The 13,641-nt window shown below is 51.1% G+C and carries 17 protein-coding genes; 7 read left to right on the top strand and 10 right to left on the bottom strand.

The window, feature by feature from the left end; translation table 11 throughout:
- Positions 1 to 6 precede the first annotated feature (6 nt).
- Together M4D81_RS22155 and M4D81_RS22150 are read left to right on the top strand one after the other, a co-directional pair.
- Positions 7 to 399, top strand: a complete 393-nt coding sequence (locus tag M4D81_RS22155) for a DUF6220 domain-containing protein (RefSeq protein ID WP_260068071.1) — start codon at positions 7 to 9, stop codon at positions 397 to 399.
- A 7-nt stretch (positions 400 to 406) separates the two neighbouring features.
- Positions 407 to 613 (top strand): DUF5957 family protein, encoded by a 207-nt coding sequence (locus M4D81_RS22150; protein WP_071218045.1) that lies wholly within the window; start codon positions 407 to 409, stop codon positions 611 to 613.
- A 15-nt stretch (positions 614 to 628) separates the two neighbouring features.
- Here M4D81_RS22150 and M4D81_RS22145 read toward each other — a convergent pair whose 3' ends face one another.
- Complete coding sequence (locus M4D81_RS22145) at positions 629 to 907, bottom strand: hypothetical protein (RefSeq protein ID WP_260068070.1); 279 nt, start codon at positions 905 to 907, stop codon at positions 629 to 631.
- Positions 908 to 1,095: 188 nt separating this feature from the next.
- Here M4D81_RS22145 and M4D81_RS22140 point away from each other — a divergent pair, with 188 nt between their 5' ends.
- Complete coding sequence (locus M4D81_RS22140; RefSeq protein WP_071218047.1) at positions 1,096 to 1,782, top strand: HAD family hydrolase; 687 nt, start codon at positions 1,096 to 1,098, stop codon at positions 1,780 to 1,782.
- A 107-nt stretch (positions 1,783 to 1,889) separates the two neighbouring features.
- Here the strand turns inward: M4D81_RS22140 and M4D81_RS22135 are convergent, their stop codons facing one another.
- Genes M4D81_RS22135 through M4D81_RS22110 form a run of 6 tightly spaced genes read right to left on the bottom strand, consistent with a single transcriptional unit; the run spans position 1,890 to position 8,598 of the window.
- Entirely contained in the window at positions 1,890 to 3,005 is a 1,116-nt protein-coding gene (locus tag M4D81_RS22135; RefSeq protein WP_260068069.1) for a YheC/YheD family endospore coat-associated protein, read from the bottom strand.
- The gene (locus tag M4D81_RS22130; protein WP_260068068.1) at positions 2,987 to 3,526 is read right to left on the bottom strand and encodes a GNAT family N-acetyltransferase; all 540 of its coding nucleotides are present in this window, start codon (positions 3,524 to 3,526) and stop codon (positions 2,987 to 2,989) included. Before M4D81_RS22130 ends, M4D81_RS22135 begins: the two co-directional genes overlap by 19 nt.
- A 53-nt stretch (positions 3,527 to 3,579) precedes the next feature.
- Positions 3,580 to 4,686, bottom strand: coding sequence for a YheC/YheD family endospore coat-associated protein (locus tag M4D81_RS22125; protein WP_260068067.1), 1,107 nt, complete (start codon positions 4,684 to 4,686; stop codon positions 3,580 to 3,582).
- A complete protein-coding gene (locus tag M4D81_RS22120; protein WP_071218051.1) occupies positions 4,683 to 6,056 on the bottom strand; it encodes a YheC/YheD family endospore coat-associated protein in 1,374 nt (457 codons plus the stop codon). Before M4D81_RS22120 ends, M4D81_RS22125 begins: the two co-directional genes overlap by 4 nt.
- Positions 6,053 to 7,189 carry a YheC/YheD family endospore coat-associated protein gene (locus tag M4D81_RS22115; protein WP_260068066.1) on the bottom strand — a complete coding sequence of 379 codons (1,137 nt, stop codon included), beginning with the start codon at positions 7,187 to 7,189 and terminating at the stop codon, positions 6,053 to 6,055. The genes M4D81_RS22120 and M4D81_RS22115 overlap by 4 nt, the downstream gene beginning before the upstream one ends.
- A gap of 14 nt (positions 7,190 to 7,203) precedes the next feature.
- The gene (locus M4D81_RS22110; RefSeq protein WP_071218053.1) at positions 7,204 to 8,598 is read right to left on the bottom strand and encodes a YheC/YheD family endospore coat-associated protein; all 1,395 of its coding nucleotides are present in this window, start codon (positions 8,596 to 8,598) and stop codon (positions 7,204 to 7,206) included.
- 137 nt (positions 8,599 to 8,735) lie between these two features.
- Here M4D81_RS22110 and M4D81_RS22105 point away from each other — a divergent pair, with 137 nt between their 5' ends.
- The 4 genes from M4D81_RS22105 (at position 8,736) to M4D81_RS22090 (ending at position 12,266) form a co-directional block, all read left to right on the top strand.
- A complete protein-coding gene (locus M4D81_RS22105; protein ID WP_260068065.1) occupies positions 8,736 to 9,902 on the top strand; it encodes a DUF445 domain-containing protein in 1,167 nt (388 codons plus the stop codon).
- Positions 9,903 to 9,982: 80 nt separating this feature from the next.
- On the top strand, positions 9,983 to 10,330 hold the full coding sequence (locus M4D81_RS22100) for a YlbF/YmcA family competence regulator (protein ID WP_071218055.1): 348 nt from the start codon (positions 9,983 to 9,985) through the stop codon (positions 10,328 to 10,330).
- Between the two features lie 137 nt (positions 10,331 to 10,467).
- Positions 10,468 to 10,755 (top strand): hypothetical protein, encoded by a 288-nt coding sequence (locus M4D81_RS22095; protein ID WP_076324342.1) that lies wholly within the window; start codon positions 10,468 to 10,470, stop codon positions 10,753 to 10,755.
- A 176-nt stretch (positions 10,756 to 10,931) separates the two neighbouring features.
- Positions 10,932 to 12,266, top strand: coding sequence for a DRTGG domain-containing protein (locus M4D81_RS22090; RefSeq protein ID WP_071218057.1), 1,335 nt, complete (start codon positions 10,932 to 10,934; stop codon positions 12,264 to 12,266).
- Between the two features lie 81 nt (positions 12,267 to 12,347).
- Here the strand turns inward: M4D81_RS22090 and M4D81_RS22085 are convergent, their stop codons facing one another.
- The 3 genes from M4D81_RS22085 to M4D81_RS22075 form a co-directional block, all read right to left on the bottom strand.
- Complete coding sequence (locus M4D81_RS22085) at positions 12,348 to 12,659, bottom strand: YtpI family protein (protein ID WP_260068064.1); 312 nt, start codon at positions 12,657 to 12,659, stop codon at positions 12,348 to 12,350.
- A gap of 148 nt (positions 12,660 to 12,807) precedes the next feature.
- On the bottom strand, positions 12,808 to 13,311 hold the full coding sequence (locus M4D81_RS22080; protein ID WP_071218059.1) for a sporulation membrane protein YtrI: 504 nt from the start codon (positions 13,309 to 13,311) through the stop codon (positions 12,808 to 12,810).
- A 3-nt stretch (positions 13,312 to 13,314) separates the two neighbouring features.
- Entirely contained in the window at positions 13,315 to 13,641 is a 327-nt protein-coding gene (locus M4D81_RS22075; protein WP_071218060.1) for a YtrH family sporulation protein, read from the bottom strand.

Genomic DNA, 13,641 nt, shown 5'->3' with positions numbered 1-13,641 from the left:
GTCGACATGACGCAACAAGCTGTAGGAAAAACACCGCTGGTCGTATGGATATCGTTAGGGCTGGCATGGATATTTGTTGTTTGTATTGCCATTCAGACGCTGTTTGCCGGCATGGCGCTGTTTCATGATGGATCGATGTGGAGAAGCCATACCCTGTTTGTCCATTTTTTTGAAATCGTGCCGGTCCTCATGCTGATATTTGGTATTGCAGGCAAACTGCCCGCCCCGTACAAATGGAAATCGCTGGTTCTGTTGTTATTGGTCTTCAGCCAATACCTCACCGCCAACCTGCCTGGCGCCGGGGCCTTGCATCCGGTCATCGCCATCGGATTGTTCTGGCTTGCGGTGGATACGGCGCGTGGTGTCCTGCCGTCCGATCGACGGGAACAGAAGGGGTAGCACGAACATGAGAAGCCTTGCCGCGGTGGTTATGGCTTTAATTGGAGGTTTTGCGGGCGGGGTCGTTCTGAATGCAGCGATTGCCGTTATGTCGCACATCATATATGGAGGAGACGAGAGCGGGTTGAAGGGTCTCAAGTACCTGCCGTTTGTTACCTCGGCATGGTACGCCGCTACTTTAATGATCTGGCGGCGCCCGGAATATAAACCATAGCGCTTCGTTCCGCCTTTACCCTTCAACCGCCAGCGATACCCAAACGAACAGGATATAGAATAGAATGGGAATCATCACTCCCATGGACAGCAGCAGCCATACAAGCGGCGTCCGGATCATATCCTTCACAATTATGATCGGGCTGCGGACATATCGCCCCTTCTTGAGGCGGTACACCATCCGCTTGAGAATCGCAGCTTGTTCATGGGGCTCATAGCGGCTCAGCTCTGCGATCAGCTCGACTTCCAGCTGCTTGATTGACGGTGCAGGTTCAGACTCCCTTGTTCCAGGCATGTAAATCCTCCTCTCGTTAGTACGCGTTATATGTATAACAACGATAAAGCTCCCTCGGTTATGCATATTTTATGTACAGAAGATCAAAAGTAATGAGGAATTGGGGTTTGCAGATGTGATATGGTTCCTATATGATGAGGAAAGATTAGACTAGAATCAGATTATATGGAGCGAAGGGAAGGACCAAATTGGAAAATACTGCAACGTTGATCAAGCCGGAAGCGATGATATTTGACATGGATGGAACGCTGTTTCAGACGGAGACCCTGCTGCTGCCCGCCTATCACAAATTGTTCGACATTTTGCGTGAAGAGGGGCACTATGAAGGAGAAACGCCGGATGAGGAGCTCATGCTTGGATGTCTGGGAATGCTGCTCGAAGACATTTGGAAGATTGTCATACCGAATGGAACGCCGGCAGCCCATCGACGTGCAGACGAGCTGCTGCTGCAGCTTGAGCTCGAAGGCTTAAGCAATGAAGCAGCCGTATTGTATCCCGAGGTGAAGGAGACGCTGGAGGAGCTTCATCGGCGGGGCGTCCGATTATTTGTTGCCAGCAACGGCCTGGAGCATTATGTGAAAGGCATAGCTGAAGCGAGAGGGATCATGTCGCTCTTTGAAGGAGTCTACAGTGCCGGAGAGCATGGAACGGCTTCCAAGGTGGATTTGGTTAGGCTGCTGCTGGATGAACACGATATCCGGGACGCCTGGATGGTAGGGGACCGGTCATCGGATGTGGAGGCGGGCAAAGAGAACGGACAAACCGTCATTGGCTGCCGCTATGCAGGCTTTGGCGGGGAGCAGGAGCTTAAGGGATCAGATGTCGTTATTCATTCTTTTTCACACCTGCTCAGGCTTCATGATCAAGCCGAATAGATAGATAGGAGTCGCAAAGGCTGTTTCCAAGGGTAGCAAGCAACCCTCTTGGAAACAGCCTTTGCGCGTTTTTTGGATTCTTTAATACGGTTTTCTTACGATCTAACTTAAGCATTTTTTGCGGATTTTTTCTGACTGTACACCCACAGTGCATATTCTAAGGGCTTCACCATCGATTCACGGTAGGCAGCCATATCGCCGATTTGAGAGAAGACTTCCCTTGATGGCTTCGGATTCACCTCGAGAAGAAGAACTCTTCCGGTTTTATCCACGGCCAGATCCAGGGCAATCTCGCACAAGCCTCCATACTGTCCGTCAAGAAATTGGGCCACATCCACACCGAGGGAGTCGGCTTCCTCGCGGATGCTGGCGCGCTTTGCCGGATCTGCGATCCATTTGCTTAACAATTCTTCCATCATGGTCGCACGCCCGCCGCCATGCAGGTTGGAGGTCACGCTTTTCGGCGCTCCGACGCGTCCCACGCAGCCGGTCACCTGCCATTGACCGGATCCATTTTTCTGTACGAGCATCCGGTAATCATGCACTCTTCCATCCGGCAGCTCCAGCTGGATCCCCTCTTGAACCAGATATCGATCTCTATTGCCCCAGCCCGACAGATATTGCGCCAAATGGCCTGAAGGCATTCGCTTCGGTCTGATGATGCTCCGGTTGGAATTGCGTCCCCGGATTTCATACGTGCCCGCAACACCAGGTACCTTCGTAATCCGCAGAATTCCGCGTCCGCCCGTTCCGTTAATCGGTTTAAAATAGACGGTAGGATGAACGTTGAGCATCCGGTGGATGTCGCTTGTGCTGGTCACGATCCGAGTATCCGGCAGATGGGGACGGAAGCGTTTCTTGGTGGATAATACTTGATGAATCGTCCATTTGTTGCGTAAAGGTCTGTTCAGAAACAGTAAATGCCGATAGCGTGAACGAAAGCGCAGCAGCTGTTGAAAGCGAGGGCTCTTTTGAATGCGGCAGCGATCAAAGATCATATTGGGGAACGAGCGCCATCTGCGGCCCCATCTCCGGCGATCCGGATCGTATTCCATGGCGTTGATCAGGCCTTGCGTACTGTTAACGTCAGCAGGGGTGAAGACGTAAACGTCAAGCCCCATCGCTTTTCCTTCCCTGATCATATGCTCGTAGATATGCCGCTCCTCCAGCGTTTTCCGTTCATCCAAGTATAACGTCATAATACCTAAGACGGGTTTTGACACAGAAGTTCACCTTCTTGAACAGAGTCAGCACGAGATGCTGAAGAACTGTGGAATGGGTGCAGGGGAAGGGTTCCGCTCATAACGAGTGTAGGTTTGCCCGTCGGACCTTGCTCAAGCGCTATGGCCTGAAGCCCTGCATGAAAGCACATTTGCAAACTTGGCGAATGATCGGCGGCCACTTTGCATCGCAGCCGCCCGAATTTGGATAATTGTGAGCGGATCAGGGAAGAACCGATATGCCGGTTGCGGTATAGAGGGTGCACAGCAACCATGCAGGCACCTTCCCCATAATCCGCCGCAAAGCACATCCCCACAGGTATGCGGCCGACATCACTTCGAACCGTAGCTGCCACAATCGAGGTGCCGGGCTGCAGCAGCTCGTCATAGGATAGCAAGGCCAGACGCTGGTAACCTTCGCGGGTTAGACGTTTGTTGCTGTACCGCCGGAAGAAATCGCTGCACTGCTGTCTGGCATGCGGCCATTCTTCGGGGTTTGAGAGAGATAGACATGAAATTTCCACATGATCCCCTCCTTTCATGTCTTCTTTAGCCGTTGCTCTGGCTGATGCAGGGGCTATCTTTGATTGATCAGATATTCGGAATATTGAAAAATCCGCTCCAGTGACTTTTTCCGGATCGCGGGTTCGTCAAATTTCATGGGTCTTGAATTGGCTTCGAAGAACCAAAGAACGCCTTCGCTATCAATTCCGAGGTCCATGGACATTTCGCCATGGATCTGACCAGAGCTCTTCTCAATCTGCCTTGCCATATGCACGGCTGCTTTTTTAACCTCGCTAAGGATGGCGTCGGACCGTTCCTGACCGAACACCATCGGCAGCAGCTTCTCCGGATCCTCAATCGTTCCTCCGCGAGGAACATGTGTGGTGATGCTTTTGGCGCCTGCCATTCGAGCTCCAATTCCTGTAACTGCCCAGGAGCCGTACTCGTTCTTTTGCACAAGTATGCGGAGGTCGAAGGCGCGACCGTGGACCTGGGCCAGCTCGATTCCTTGCTGGATCAGGTATGAGCTTCCTTTAGTCTCCTGATACACCCGGTTCCAAAGCCGCTCTAAGGAGGCTGCTTTGTAGGTGGTGCTGTTTTTGTTGTTCTGTATCTGTATGCGGTAGGGCAACGATTTGTTTTTCTGATACCGTACCCTCATGATCCCTTGCCCGGCTTTGCCGTCCTCGGGTTTAAGATACAGGTAGGGCTTCCGCTTCATCATTTCATATAAAGTAGGGTAACCCTTTAAACGCTTTGTCAAAGGTGCCCACTTTTTGGTTAACCGTGATTTGTTCAGCCAAGCAAACAGCCGCCATTTATTGAAGAAGTGTGGATTGTAGATATCGATCTGGGGATGTTTTTGGCATTCCTTGATTTTGCGTCGAACCCAGGGAAGGGCTTCATCCTCTCGGTAAGGGATCCGGTTATATATAACCTGGGGCAGAGGGCATAGCCTCTGCTCCCAGGAATGGTCACTGTTCAGAATATAGCCTTTGACAGTACCCGTATCAAGCTTCAGATCACGTACAGTGACGACATAGACCAGAAAGCCCATATCCTTCCCCGTCTTGATGATTTCCTGAAAGTTTTGCCGGTTGCCCCTGAACATCGTATGCGAATCGTGCATGGTCAGGATGGCTACAACCGGTCTTCCATCACTCTCCACTCGGTTGTTCACGAGTCATTCCCCCTGTGGAAGCCGCTGAGATACATACTGTGTTCAAAAATATGCTCCACCGATGCTTTTCCTTCCCCTTTAAGAGAAGGGTGGTTGAATATCGATCGGCCCGGCTTTGAATTCGCTTCAAACATCCATATCCTCTCGTTATCATCTATTCCTATATCGAACCCGATTTCTCCTAACAGATGCGGATGATGATTCTCGATGGCCTCCGACATCGCGATGGCGGCGTCCTTGGCACGCTCCAGCACATCTCGAGCTTTGGAGCCGAAGGCCCGGCTGAGCGCCTGCTCCGGCGTCATCAAGGAGCCCCCGTTCTTGATATGCGTTGTGACGCTGCCCCGGCCGGCTTTTTTGGCACCGATACCAACCACGGACCACCGGTTTTTGCTGTTCTTATGCATATGGAATCTGAAGTCGATAGGGCAGCCATCGATTTCAATGAGGCGGATTCCTTGCTGGATAACATAGTTACGCAGCTTGGAGCCGTGCTTGGCCTGAAGCATACGCATCAGACTGTTAAAGCTTGGGAACTTGAGAAGGGTGTTACCCCCGTTTCCGTGATATCGCGCAAAGTATCCTTTTTTGGGAAGATAGGTTAACCGGTAAATCCCGAGGCCTAAGCTTCCGGCTGAGGGCTTATAATATACAAAGTTATGGCGCTCCATCATATCCTTAATCCGCTCGGGACTAGGATTGTTATGCGTTTCCGGCAAATATTTGCCTGCCTGCACGTCGCCGTCCAGCTGGGAGTACACATCGGATTTATTGAAGAAGGCCCAGTTGAAAAATTTAATGTTGCGCTTCAGAAACCGATCTCTCAGTTGATTGGTAAAAGGGGAGAAGTCGGTTTTTCGGCTAGGCAGGCGATTATAGACGACATTTGGGAGCGGAACGGTTTTGCGGACAAAACCGCCGCCGGAACCGAGCATATAGGCATGAACTGTTTCGCGCTGCCAATTGATATCCCGGGGGGCAAAGGCATATACGAACATTTTTTTGTTGCCCTCACGAAGAAGCTGTCGAATATACGAGGTTCGGGCTCCAAAGGGGCTGGATGGATTATGAGGTCCGTCGGAGAGAACCCCAACCACGGGCCCCAGCTCGATCTCTCCTTCACGGGGGGAATGGATATAGACAGGGCCCTGTCTGGGAACGTGGATACCGTTTCGGACACCGTTGCTTAAATAGATGTGTTTCCCCGATCGATCGATCGGTTTTACAGCAGCCGAAACCGTGTTGGTACCGATGCGTAGCTTAATCGATTTCCTGCTTGATAGCCCCAGGCTCTTCAGAAGCGAACCGGATAAAAAGACGACTTTTTCGGGCTGCTGCGAGAAATGAATATTTCCGAAATTCAAACTCATGTATTTACCCTCCTAAGTTGTCGAAGCAATAAATAACGGGCGTATTGAATCGGATGTTCGACGGACAGCCGGGCTGCGTGACCATCTCCCGTTAGTGTAAATGCGCGGCGGCCCGGTTTGGAGTTAACCTCCAGGATCCAGATCCGTCCCTTTGTATCCACGCCAAAATCGATTCCCAGCTCGCCAAGTCGGCCGAATCCTTCTTCGAGCAGGGATGGAAGCTGAGCGGACAGATCTCGGATGGTCTGAATGATCTTCATGGCCTTTTCTTCTCCGAAATCGGTCGTTAGATAGGGAAGGGCCGGATATGCGGTGCCTCCCCCGTGAAGGTTCGAGGTCAGTCCTTGGCTTACGCCTTGCCGTGCAGCGATTCCTGTGATGGACCATCTGCCGCGGTTATTCTTTTGAACCAATGACCGAATATCAAACGGATCTCCGTTGCGGTTATGAAGCTCCAGGTAGGGTTGAATGATAAACCGGCGTCGACCGGTAAAACGGCTCACCCATTCGTTCATCTCTTGTGCGGGAATAGTCTGCTGGAACATGCGATTGCTCCGGTCCCTTCCTTGCAGTCTGACACGCTGTTGATCTGTCAAAGCGAGGTACAAAGTATGCCGACCCTGAGAGCCTCCGCTAGGCTTCATGAAAAGTCTGCTGTCAAAAGCCAGCAGTGCCCTGCTCAGTGATTCGGCTCCCGTATAACTTAAGGTTGCCGGCAGATATGGCCTTAAGGCGGAGGAGCGCTTTAATAGTTGATGCACTTTCTGCTTGCCGGGCAGACCGCGTGCCCACAGTCTTACGCCCTGCTGCAGCATTCGGTTCAGATACGCACCGGCGGCAGCCGTTTCCTCACCGTTTCGGTGCAGACATCGGTCATAGATGACATCTGGAGGAGGAAAGGTGCCGAAACTCCAGCCTTTTTCTGGATTGAATTGATATCCTTGTATCCTATCTATGGAGCTTTCAACACCAGAAGCAGAAGAGGCATCATCGGGACAAAAAACAAATACCTGCATGCCGAGTCCCTTGGCCTTCGAGCTAAGTTCACGGAGGAATTCCTTCTCTGCGAAGGGAGGGAAGCCCGGTTTGCGGCATACCATGACACCCAGGGTGCCTATCTTGTTTGACGACATAATGTTCTCCTTTTTTAGAACCCTGTCAAGTATTGACAGTACTGAACGAGCCGCACGGCTGACGGTCTTACTTTGGAGTCGGCATTCAGCGGTGCATTTTCACCTTTGGACGGCTTGGAGTTGACCTCCAGGAGCCAAATGCGGCCAGCCGTATCAATTGCCAAGTCAATGCCGAGCTCCCCGAAATGATAGGGAATGGCAGCCTCCAGTCCATGAGCAATATCGAGCGCCGCTTGATTCATTCGGGCGGGGGCCGTTTGTCTGGAGGTTAACGGGATACTGCTCATGGCAAGCGCGTCTTTGACGGAAGATAGCGTACCGCCTCTGGCAAGATTGGAAACAAAGTGGTTTCCGCCGGCAATACGGGCCACGACCGAAGTCACTGCCCACTTTCCATTCTTGTCTTTATGAACAAGCGCGCGAAAATCAACGTTTCGCCGGTTGATGCGGATCAAATCCAGCCCTTGCTGAATTTGATAACGCGTTTTTTTTATTTTCCCAGATAAGCTGCTGAACAGCTTTGGAAGTGAGGAGTAGGTATTCTTCTTGCTTCCTTCAAGAGAGGTGGTCATCGTTTGATATTTGCCGTTCTCTTGGCGGGATATCCGGATGATCCCTTTTCCCAGACTACCCCGCACCGGTTTCAGGAAGACCGTCCGATAAGTGGCGCACATTTTTTTGAGCGTCGGATAACCGCTGAGCAAATAGGATTCGGGCAAATATTTCTGAAGTTTCACATCAGGCCCGAGTGCCTCGAAGACATCCGATTTATCGAGAAATTTCTCGTTAAAGATTTGGGTGCCGAATCGCGATTTTACTTCTCTCATAAAATGCTGTACGCTAGGACTATTCTCCAGTTTGCGGGTAGACAGCCGGTTATTAATGACGTCCGGAGCTGGAACGCTGAGCTTTTTCCATCCCGCGTCATAAGCAATGGCTTCAAGTGTTGACGGGTTCGAACCGATCATGTCAGGTGTGAAAAAATATACATATGCGCCCTGTTTTTTGGCCGCGTTGACCATTTCCAGGCAGAAAGCTGAGATTGATCCGAAAGGTTTATCAGGTTCATCCGGTTGATATCGGCTGACCATGATCCCGATAAGCGGACCGAGCTTCAGCGTTCTTTCCGTTGGATAATATTTGACATTCATGACGGTTCGAGGAAGAAGTCCCGAATGGCTGAATACCGAAGGGTTTAAGGCCAGCGAGTTCGATTTTCCTCCTGAGATAACGCGGACTTCCTGCTTGAAGGAGCCAAAGGCAAGCTGTACCTTTGAATCTGTCGGGATACGGAGCTGTCTGATGAGCCGGTCACCAAGCTTGATATCGTTATCCGAAAGCTGGGCTGAGCGGATTAATTGAGTCGATATCTTGGATTTGGTGTTGGATTTGATCTTGGATTTGCGCATGATGGATCTCCTTCCGACAACAACTGGATACTTAAGTGAACAGACAAAAGACTTCATCTGATCATTGCATGTAATGCATCATATGAGGACATATATCCCTTGGTGATTGTACTGCTCGGGAAAAAGGAGTGCTGAAAATGCAGAACTGGCTGTTTATTTTGGTGAACGTGTGTGTTGCTGCTTTTGTTGGCGGCATAACGAACCACTTTGCAATAAAAATGCTGTTTCATCCCCGTGAAGAAAAAATCATCCTGGGCCGCCGCGTACCCTTCACGCCAGGGCTCATTCCAAAGCGCAAGGACGAAATAGCCGAGTCGTTGGGACGTGTGGTCTCGGATTACCTGGTGACAAGCGAGGGATTGCAGGAGCTTATTCGAAAGCCGGTGTTTCGGGGTAAGATAGAGGACAGCCTCTATCGGAAGCTGGAGGAATGGAGCCAGTCGGAGCTGAGCTTCGGAGACTTGGCGCTAAAGGTATGGAGCTCCGAACAGTGGGAGCAATTGAAGGTCCGTGCCGAACAATCGGCCCGCCAGTTCACAGCCCGGGGTGCCGCAGCAGTATGGCACGGATACGGATTGGAGGCAAAACCGCTGAAGGAGCTTGTTCCCGGTTGGTCCGAGGAAACGATTCAGGGCTGGAGCGGGGCTGCCGCCGATATTGTGCTGAAGGAGCTGAGGAGCACGCTGTTGTCCGCGAAGGGGCAGCTTATGCTATCGGATGTGGCTTCTTCACTCATCGATAAGGCAGGCGGATTTCTGGGGACGATGGCTTCGATCTTTGTGGATGAGGATAAGCTGGTCCAGAAGCTGACGCCCATGCTGATTCAGCAGTTGGAGAGTGAGAAGGTCCGCAAGACCATCACGGATATTATCTCAGGAAAGCTGTCGTATTACGGTGAAATGCCGCTCGGGAATTTCATCGAACATGCCGCTGGTGAGCCGGGCCTCGCTTGGGTCTCCCGCACATTGGATGACAAGCTTCCTTGGTCCAAGTGGATTAAGCAAATCGAGTCTCTTCGCGTAGGCGAGCTGATTGGACCGCGAATGGCTGCCATCGAAGCAGCTCTGCCTGGACTGCTCGATAAGGGGCTGGGCTTCCTTGAGCGAAGTATCCCGGCGGCCATGAAGGCTGTAAACTTACCGCAGCTCGTTCAGGAGCAGGTGGAGAAGTTCCCGATTGAGCGGCTGGAAGAGATCATCCTGAGTGTGTCCGGCCGCGAATTCAGGGCCATCACCTGGCTTGGGGTGCTGCTGGGCGGAGTGATCGGATTGTTCCAATCCATGCTGACCATACTGTGGAGATAAGAATTTTGATGGAGTAAGGATTAAGGCGAGAGGCGAATTCAAATACGGCGTTTAAGCCGAGCATATTGGAGGAATTACGAATGAACATTTATGACAAGGCACATGATTTGGCAAAAGCGATGAAGGAAAGCAAGGAGGTAGAAGAAATTACCTCTGCTATGAAACTCGTGGATGCAGATCCGGAGAGCAGACGCATGCTGGATGATTTCCGGCAGCGCCAGATGGAACTTCAACAGCGCATGATGTCCGGCGATATGCCGGCACAGGACGAAATGGAGAAGATGGAGAAGCAGTTTGAGGTGCTGAGCCTGAACCTGAACATCCGCCGTTTGTTCGACGCTGAGCGCCGTCTGAGTGTCATAATCGAAGATGTGAACAAGATTATATCGGATAGTCTTCAGCATCTGTATGGTCCAGCCCAACCCTAGACGTTCCCTTTTTAGGGCTGCGGACAATAAACTTCAACACAAATTAGGTACATTTTTAAAAACTTGTCTCATAAATTGCGCAAGCTCCTCATAGAGTAGAAATATAGATTTCAGAGAGTAGAGGAGCTGCGTTTACAATGAAAAAAAAGAAGAACAAGTTTAAACACACCGCTTACTTATTGGTTGCACTCGGCATGTTGATATACGCCCTTCCCAGCATTTCTTTCTCTGGCGGGTTCTCATGGGTTTCGCTGTTCGGTGCAGTCTGGGCAGGATTTGCCCTGCTCGTGATCGGTTCGCATCTCTATTACCTTATCGGTGTAGATGAAGCGAAACAGAAAGCGCTCGATGAGATCCGCAAGGAGAAATTGCGTCAATGGGAACTGAAATGGCCTGAGGAACAGAAGAGTCAAGAAGCCAATTAAGCGTTGGATCACAGCGAGCGCTGTGATGAACAAAAACCTCCTTTAAGGGATACGGTGGGATCGCCCATCCGTTAACCTTCAGGGGAGGTTTTTTGTGTCTGACGGGTATGGGAGCTTCATAGGACGTGATATAATAGATACAGTATGGTACAGATAGTGTTCTGGGGGTGTAACAGTTGGACGTTCGAGATGATACGATTACCAAACACGAGCAATTGGTTCAGCATATTGAAAGTTTGAAGGTTGGAAGTAAAATCTCGGTACGACGGTTAGCCAAAGAGATGGGCGTCAGCGAGGGAACCGCTTATCGGGCGGTAAAGGAAGCGGAAAGCCTGGGCATCGTGGTCACGAAGGAACGGATCGGCACGGTTCGTGTGGAACGGAAGCCGCGTAACATATCCGAGCAGCTTACGTTTGCCGATGTCGTTGAAATTGTGGAAGGGCATGTGCTTGGCGGTGCGGAAGGGCTTAATAAAAGCCTGCATAAATATGTGATTGGCGCCATGAAGGTGGAGGCGATGATTCGATATATCGATGCCGGAAGCCTCATGATTGTCGGTAACCGCGAAGATGCCCATTCCCTGGCACTCGAGCAGGGGGCGGGCGTGTTGATTACGGGCGGTTTCGGAACCAGCCGGGAAGTGAAACAGCTGGCAGACCAGCTGCATCTGCCCATTATATCGTCCAGGCATGACACGTTTACCGTCGCCTCCATGATTAACCGTGCCATTTTTGACCGATTAATCAAGAAGAAAATTATGCTGGTGGAGGATATCGCTCATGATAAGCCGAAGAATCACCAGTTGAAAAACTCCGTCACCGTTCAGGAATTCAAACGGATTTCACAGGCGACCGGGCAAATCCGGTATCCGGTAACAGACGAATGGAACCGGGTCATCGGCATCGTCGGGGTTCGGGATGTGGAAGGGCTCGCCGAAACTCAGCCGATCGAGAAAGCGATGACCCGCAATCCGGTAACGGCAAGCATGAAAACGTCGCTCGCATCTGCGGCGCAGATTATGATGTGGGAAGGGATCGATTTTCTTCCGATTGTGGACCGGAACCGCAAGCTGCTTGCAACGGTTACTCGTAAAGAAGTGTTAGGGGCACTGCGGGATGCGCGAAACCAGCCTCAGCTCGGCGAGACGTTTGATCAGCTGATCTGGAATGGGATTGCAGAGGATCGGGATGAGGAAGGGCGTTTGTTCTTTCACGGTTTTATCACGCCCCAAATGGCTTCAGAACTTGGAACGATTTCGCAAGGGGTGCTCACGACCGTCATGAGCCAAGCTGCGGTTAAAGCGGCCAAGGATATTAGCGGCTGGGATCATGTACTGGATCATCTGTCGACGTATTTTATCCGGCCCGTGCAGATCGAGGATCCGATCGTCATTATGCCAAAATTGCTGGAGATCAGCCGCCGTACCTGCAAGATGGAGATCGAGATCCAGCATCAGACAAACCTGATTGCAAAAGCGGTCATGACGATGCAGGCGATCGATCACGGCTAACGTTAAACTCCGGACAAATAAAGGGGCATCCCGCAGGTCTTCATGGACCTTGCGGGATGCCCCTGTTCCGTTCAATTTGACTTAGCTGGCCGTCCGCGAATTCTTCAGTCTGCTGTAATAGGTGCGGCTTCTTATGCCGGCAAATATATTAAATGCGCCAAGCACCAAGAACACGGCTTCTACTATGACAGCCGGCGTGGAGCCGCTGAACAGAAACATGCAGACCAGCGATAGGGAAACCAGCATAATGCCCATACAGAGGTTCATCATGGACATATAGATGCCGCGGTCAGCGGGATCGGCTACACGCCGGGCGCGAATGCTATAGAGCGCCGCCGCGACCACGGACAGAACGAGAATGATGTACAGGACATAGTGGATGACAGTTATCATGAATGGAAGGCTCCTTCATATTCGGTAACATGCTCGCAATGTGGCTAAAGGGATGTGTTCATGTGCTGCTTCGTGATCTAAAGTATGACTTTTTGAACAATCTCTAAAAGCATGTTAGATTCGATCATTTACAATAGTATGTATTGTATCATGATCCGGTTGACTTTGCATCCACATGATCAACGCTAACCCAGATTTGCAGCACGCCTTCCATGACGAGCATAGTCTTGATTTGGACCTTGTAATCTTTCTCGCGGACCGTATAGATTTTGTCGCTGAGGAGTGAGCGCGTCAGCTTGCTGTCTGCGTCGATATCAAACACGTTGCGGCCGCGAAGGGCTGCCAGATCATCGCTCATAAGCCTGACGAGCTCTTTGATGATGACGGGATCCAGCGGCAATTTGTCGTTTTGTTCGCTGCGGATCTTGATTTCCTTGATGACCGTGGATTGTTTATTGTATTTTTTTAACGAATCGATATCTTCTTCATATTGCGTTATTTTGAGCTGCTGCTCCTGATTCGTTAACCATAATTTATTGTAGGCTGCATGATAAACCGAATTGTAGACGATGCTGCCGACAACCATCCCCAGCACGAAGATGGATGCGACCTGATAGAAGGGGCGGAAGCGGTGGGCTGGAGGTACGCGCATCATTCAGCTCCGGCTGAAGCACACCCATTTGACCAGCTCGCTGCCCATATGTGCTCCAAGAAATGCAAAACCCAGATATAAAACCTGCTTGATGGCAGGGGATAAATTCCCGTCAAGCACGTTGCTTTCAATGACTCGCATTGGATCAATGGTGCCCCCGATCGCGGCCGCAAGCGCCCATATCTTAATCCGGTCGGCCACTTCAACCATGGTCAGGGTCGGGGGCTGCAAGGACAGCACGGCGCCCACGCCTCCTACCATGGCTCCCCCCAGCACGATGCCGAAGGCTATAAAAAAGTCCAGGATCGCTTTGGATAAAAAAACGCTCAT

Source organism: Paenibacillus sp. p3-SID867 (assembly GCF_025142895.1).
Lineage (GTDB): Bacteria > Bacillota > Bacilli > Paenibacillales > Paenibacillaceae > Paenibacillus_AQ.
Note: the sequence above shows the minus strand (reverse complement) of the source record. Positions and strands in the feature narration are given on the sequence as shown.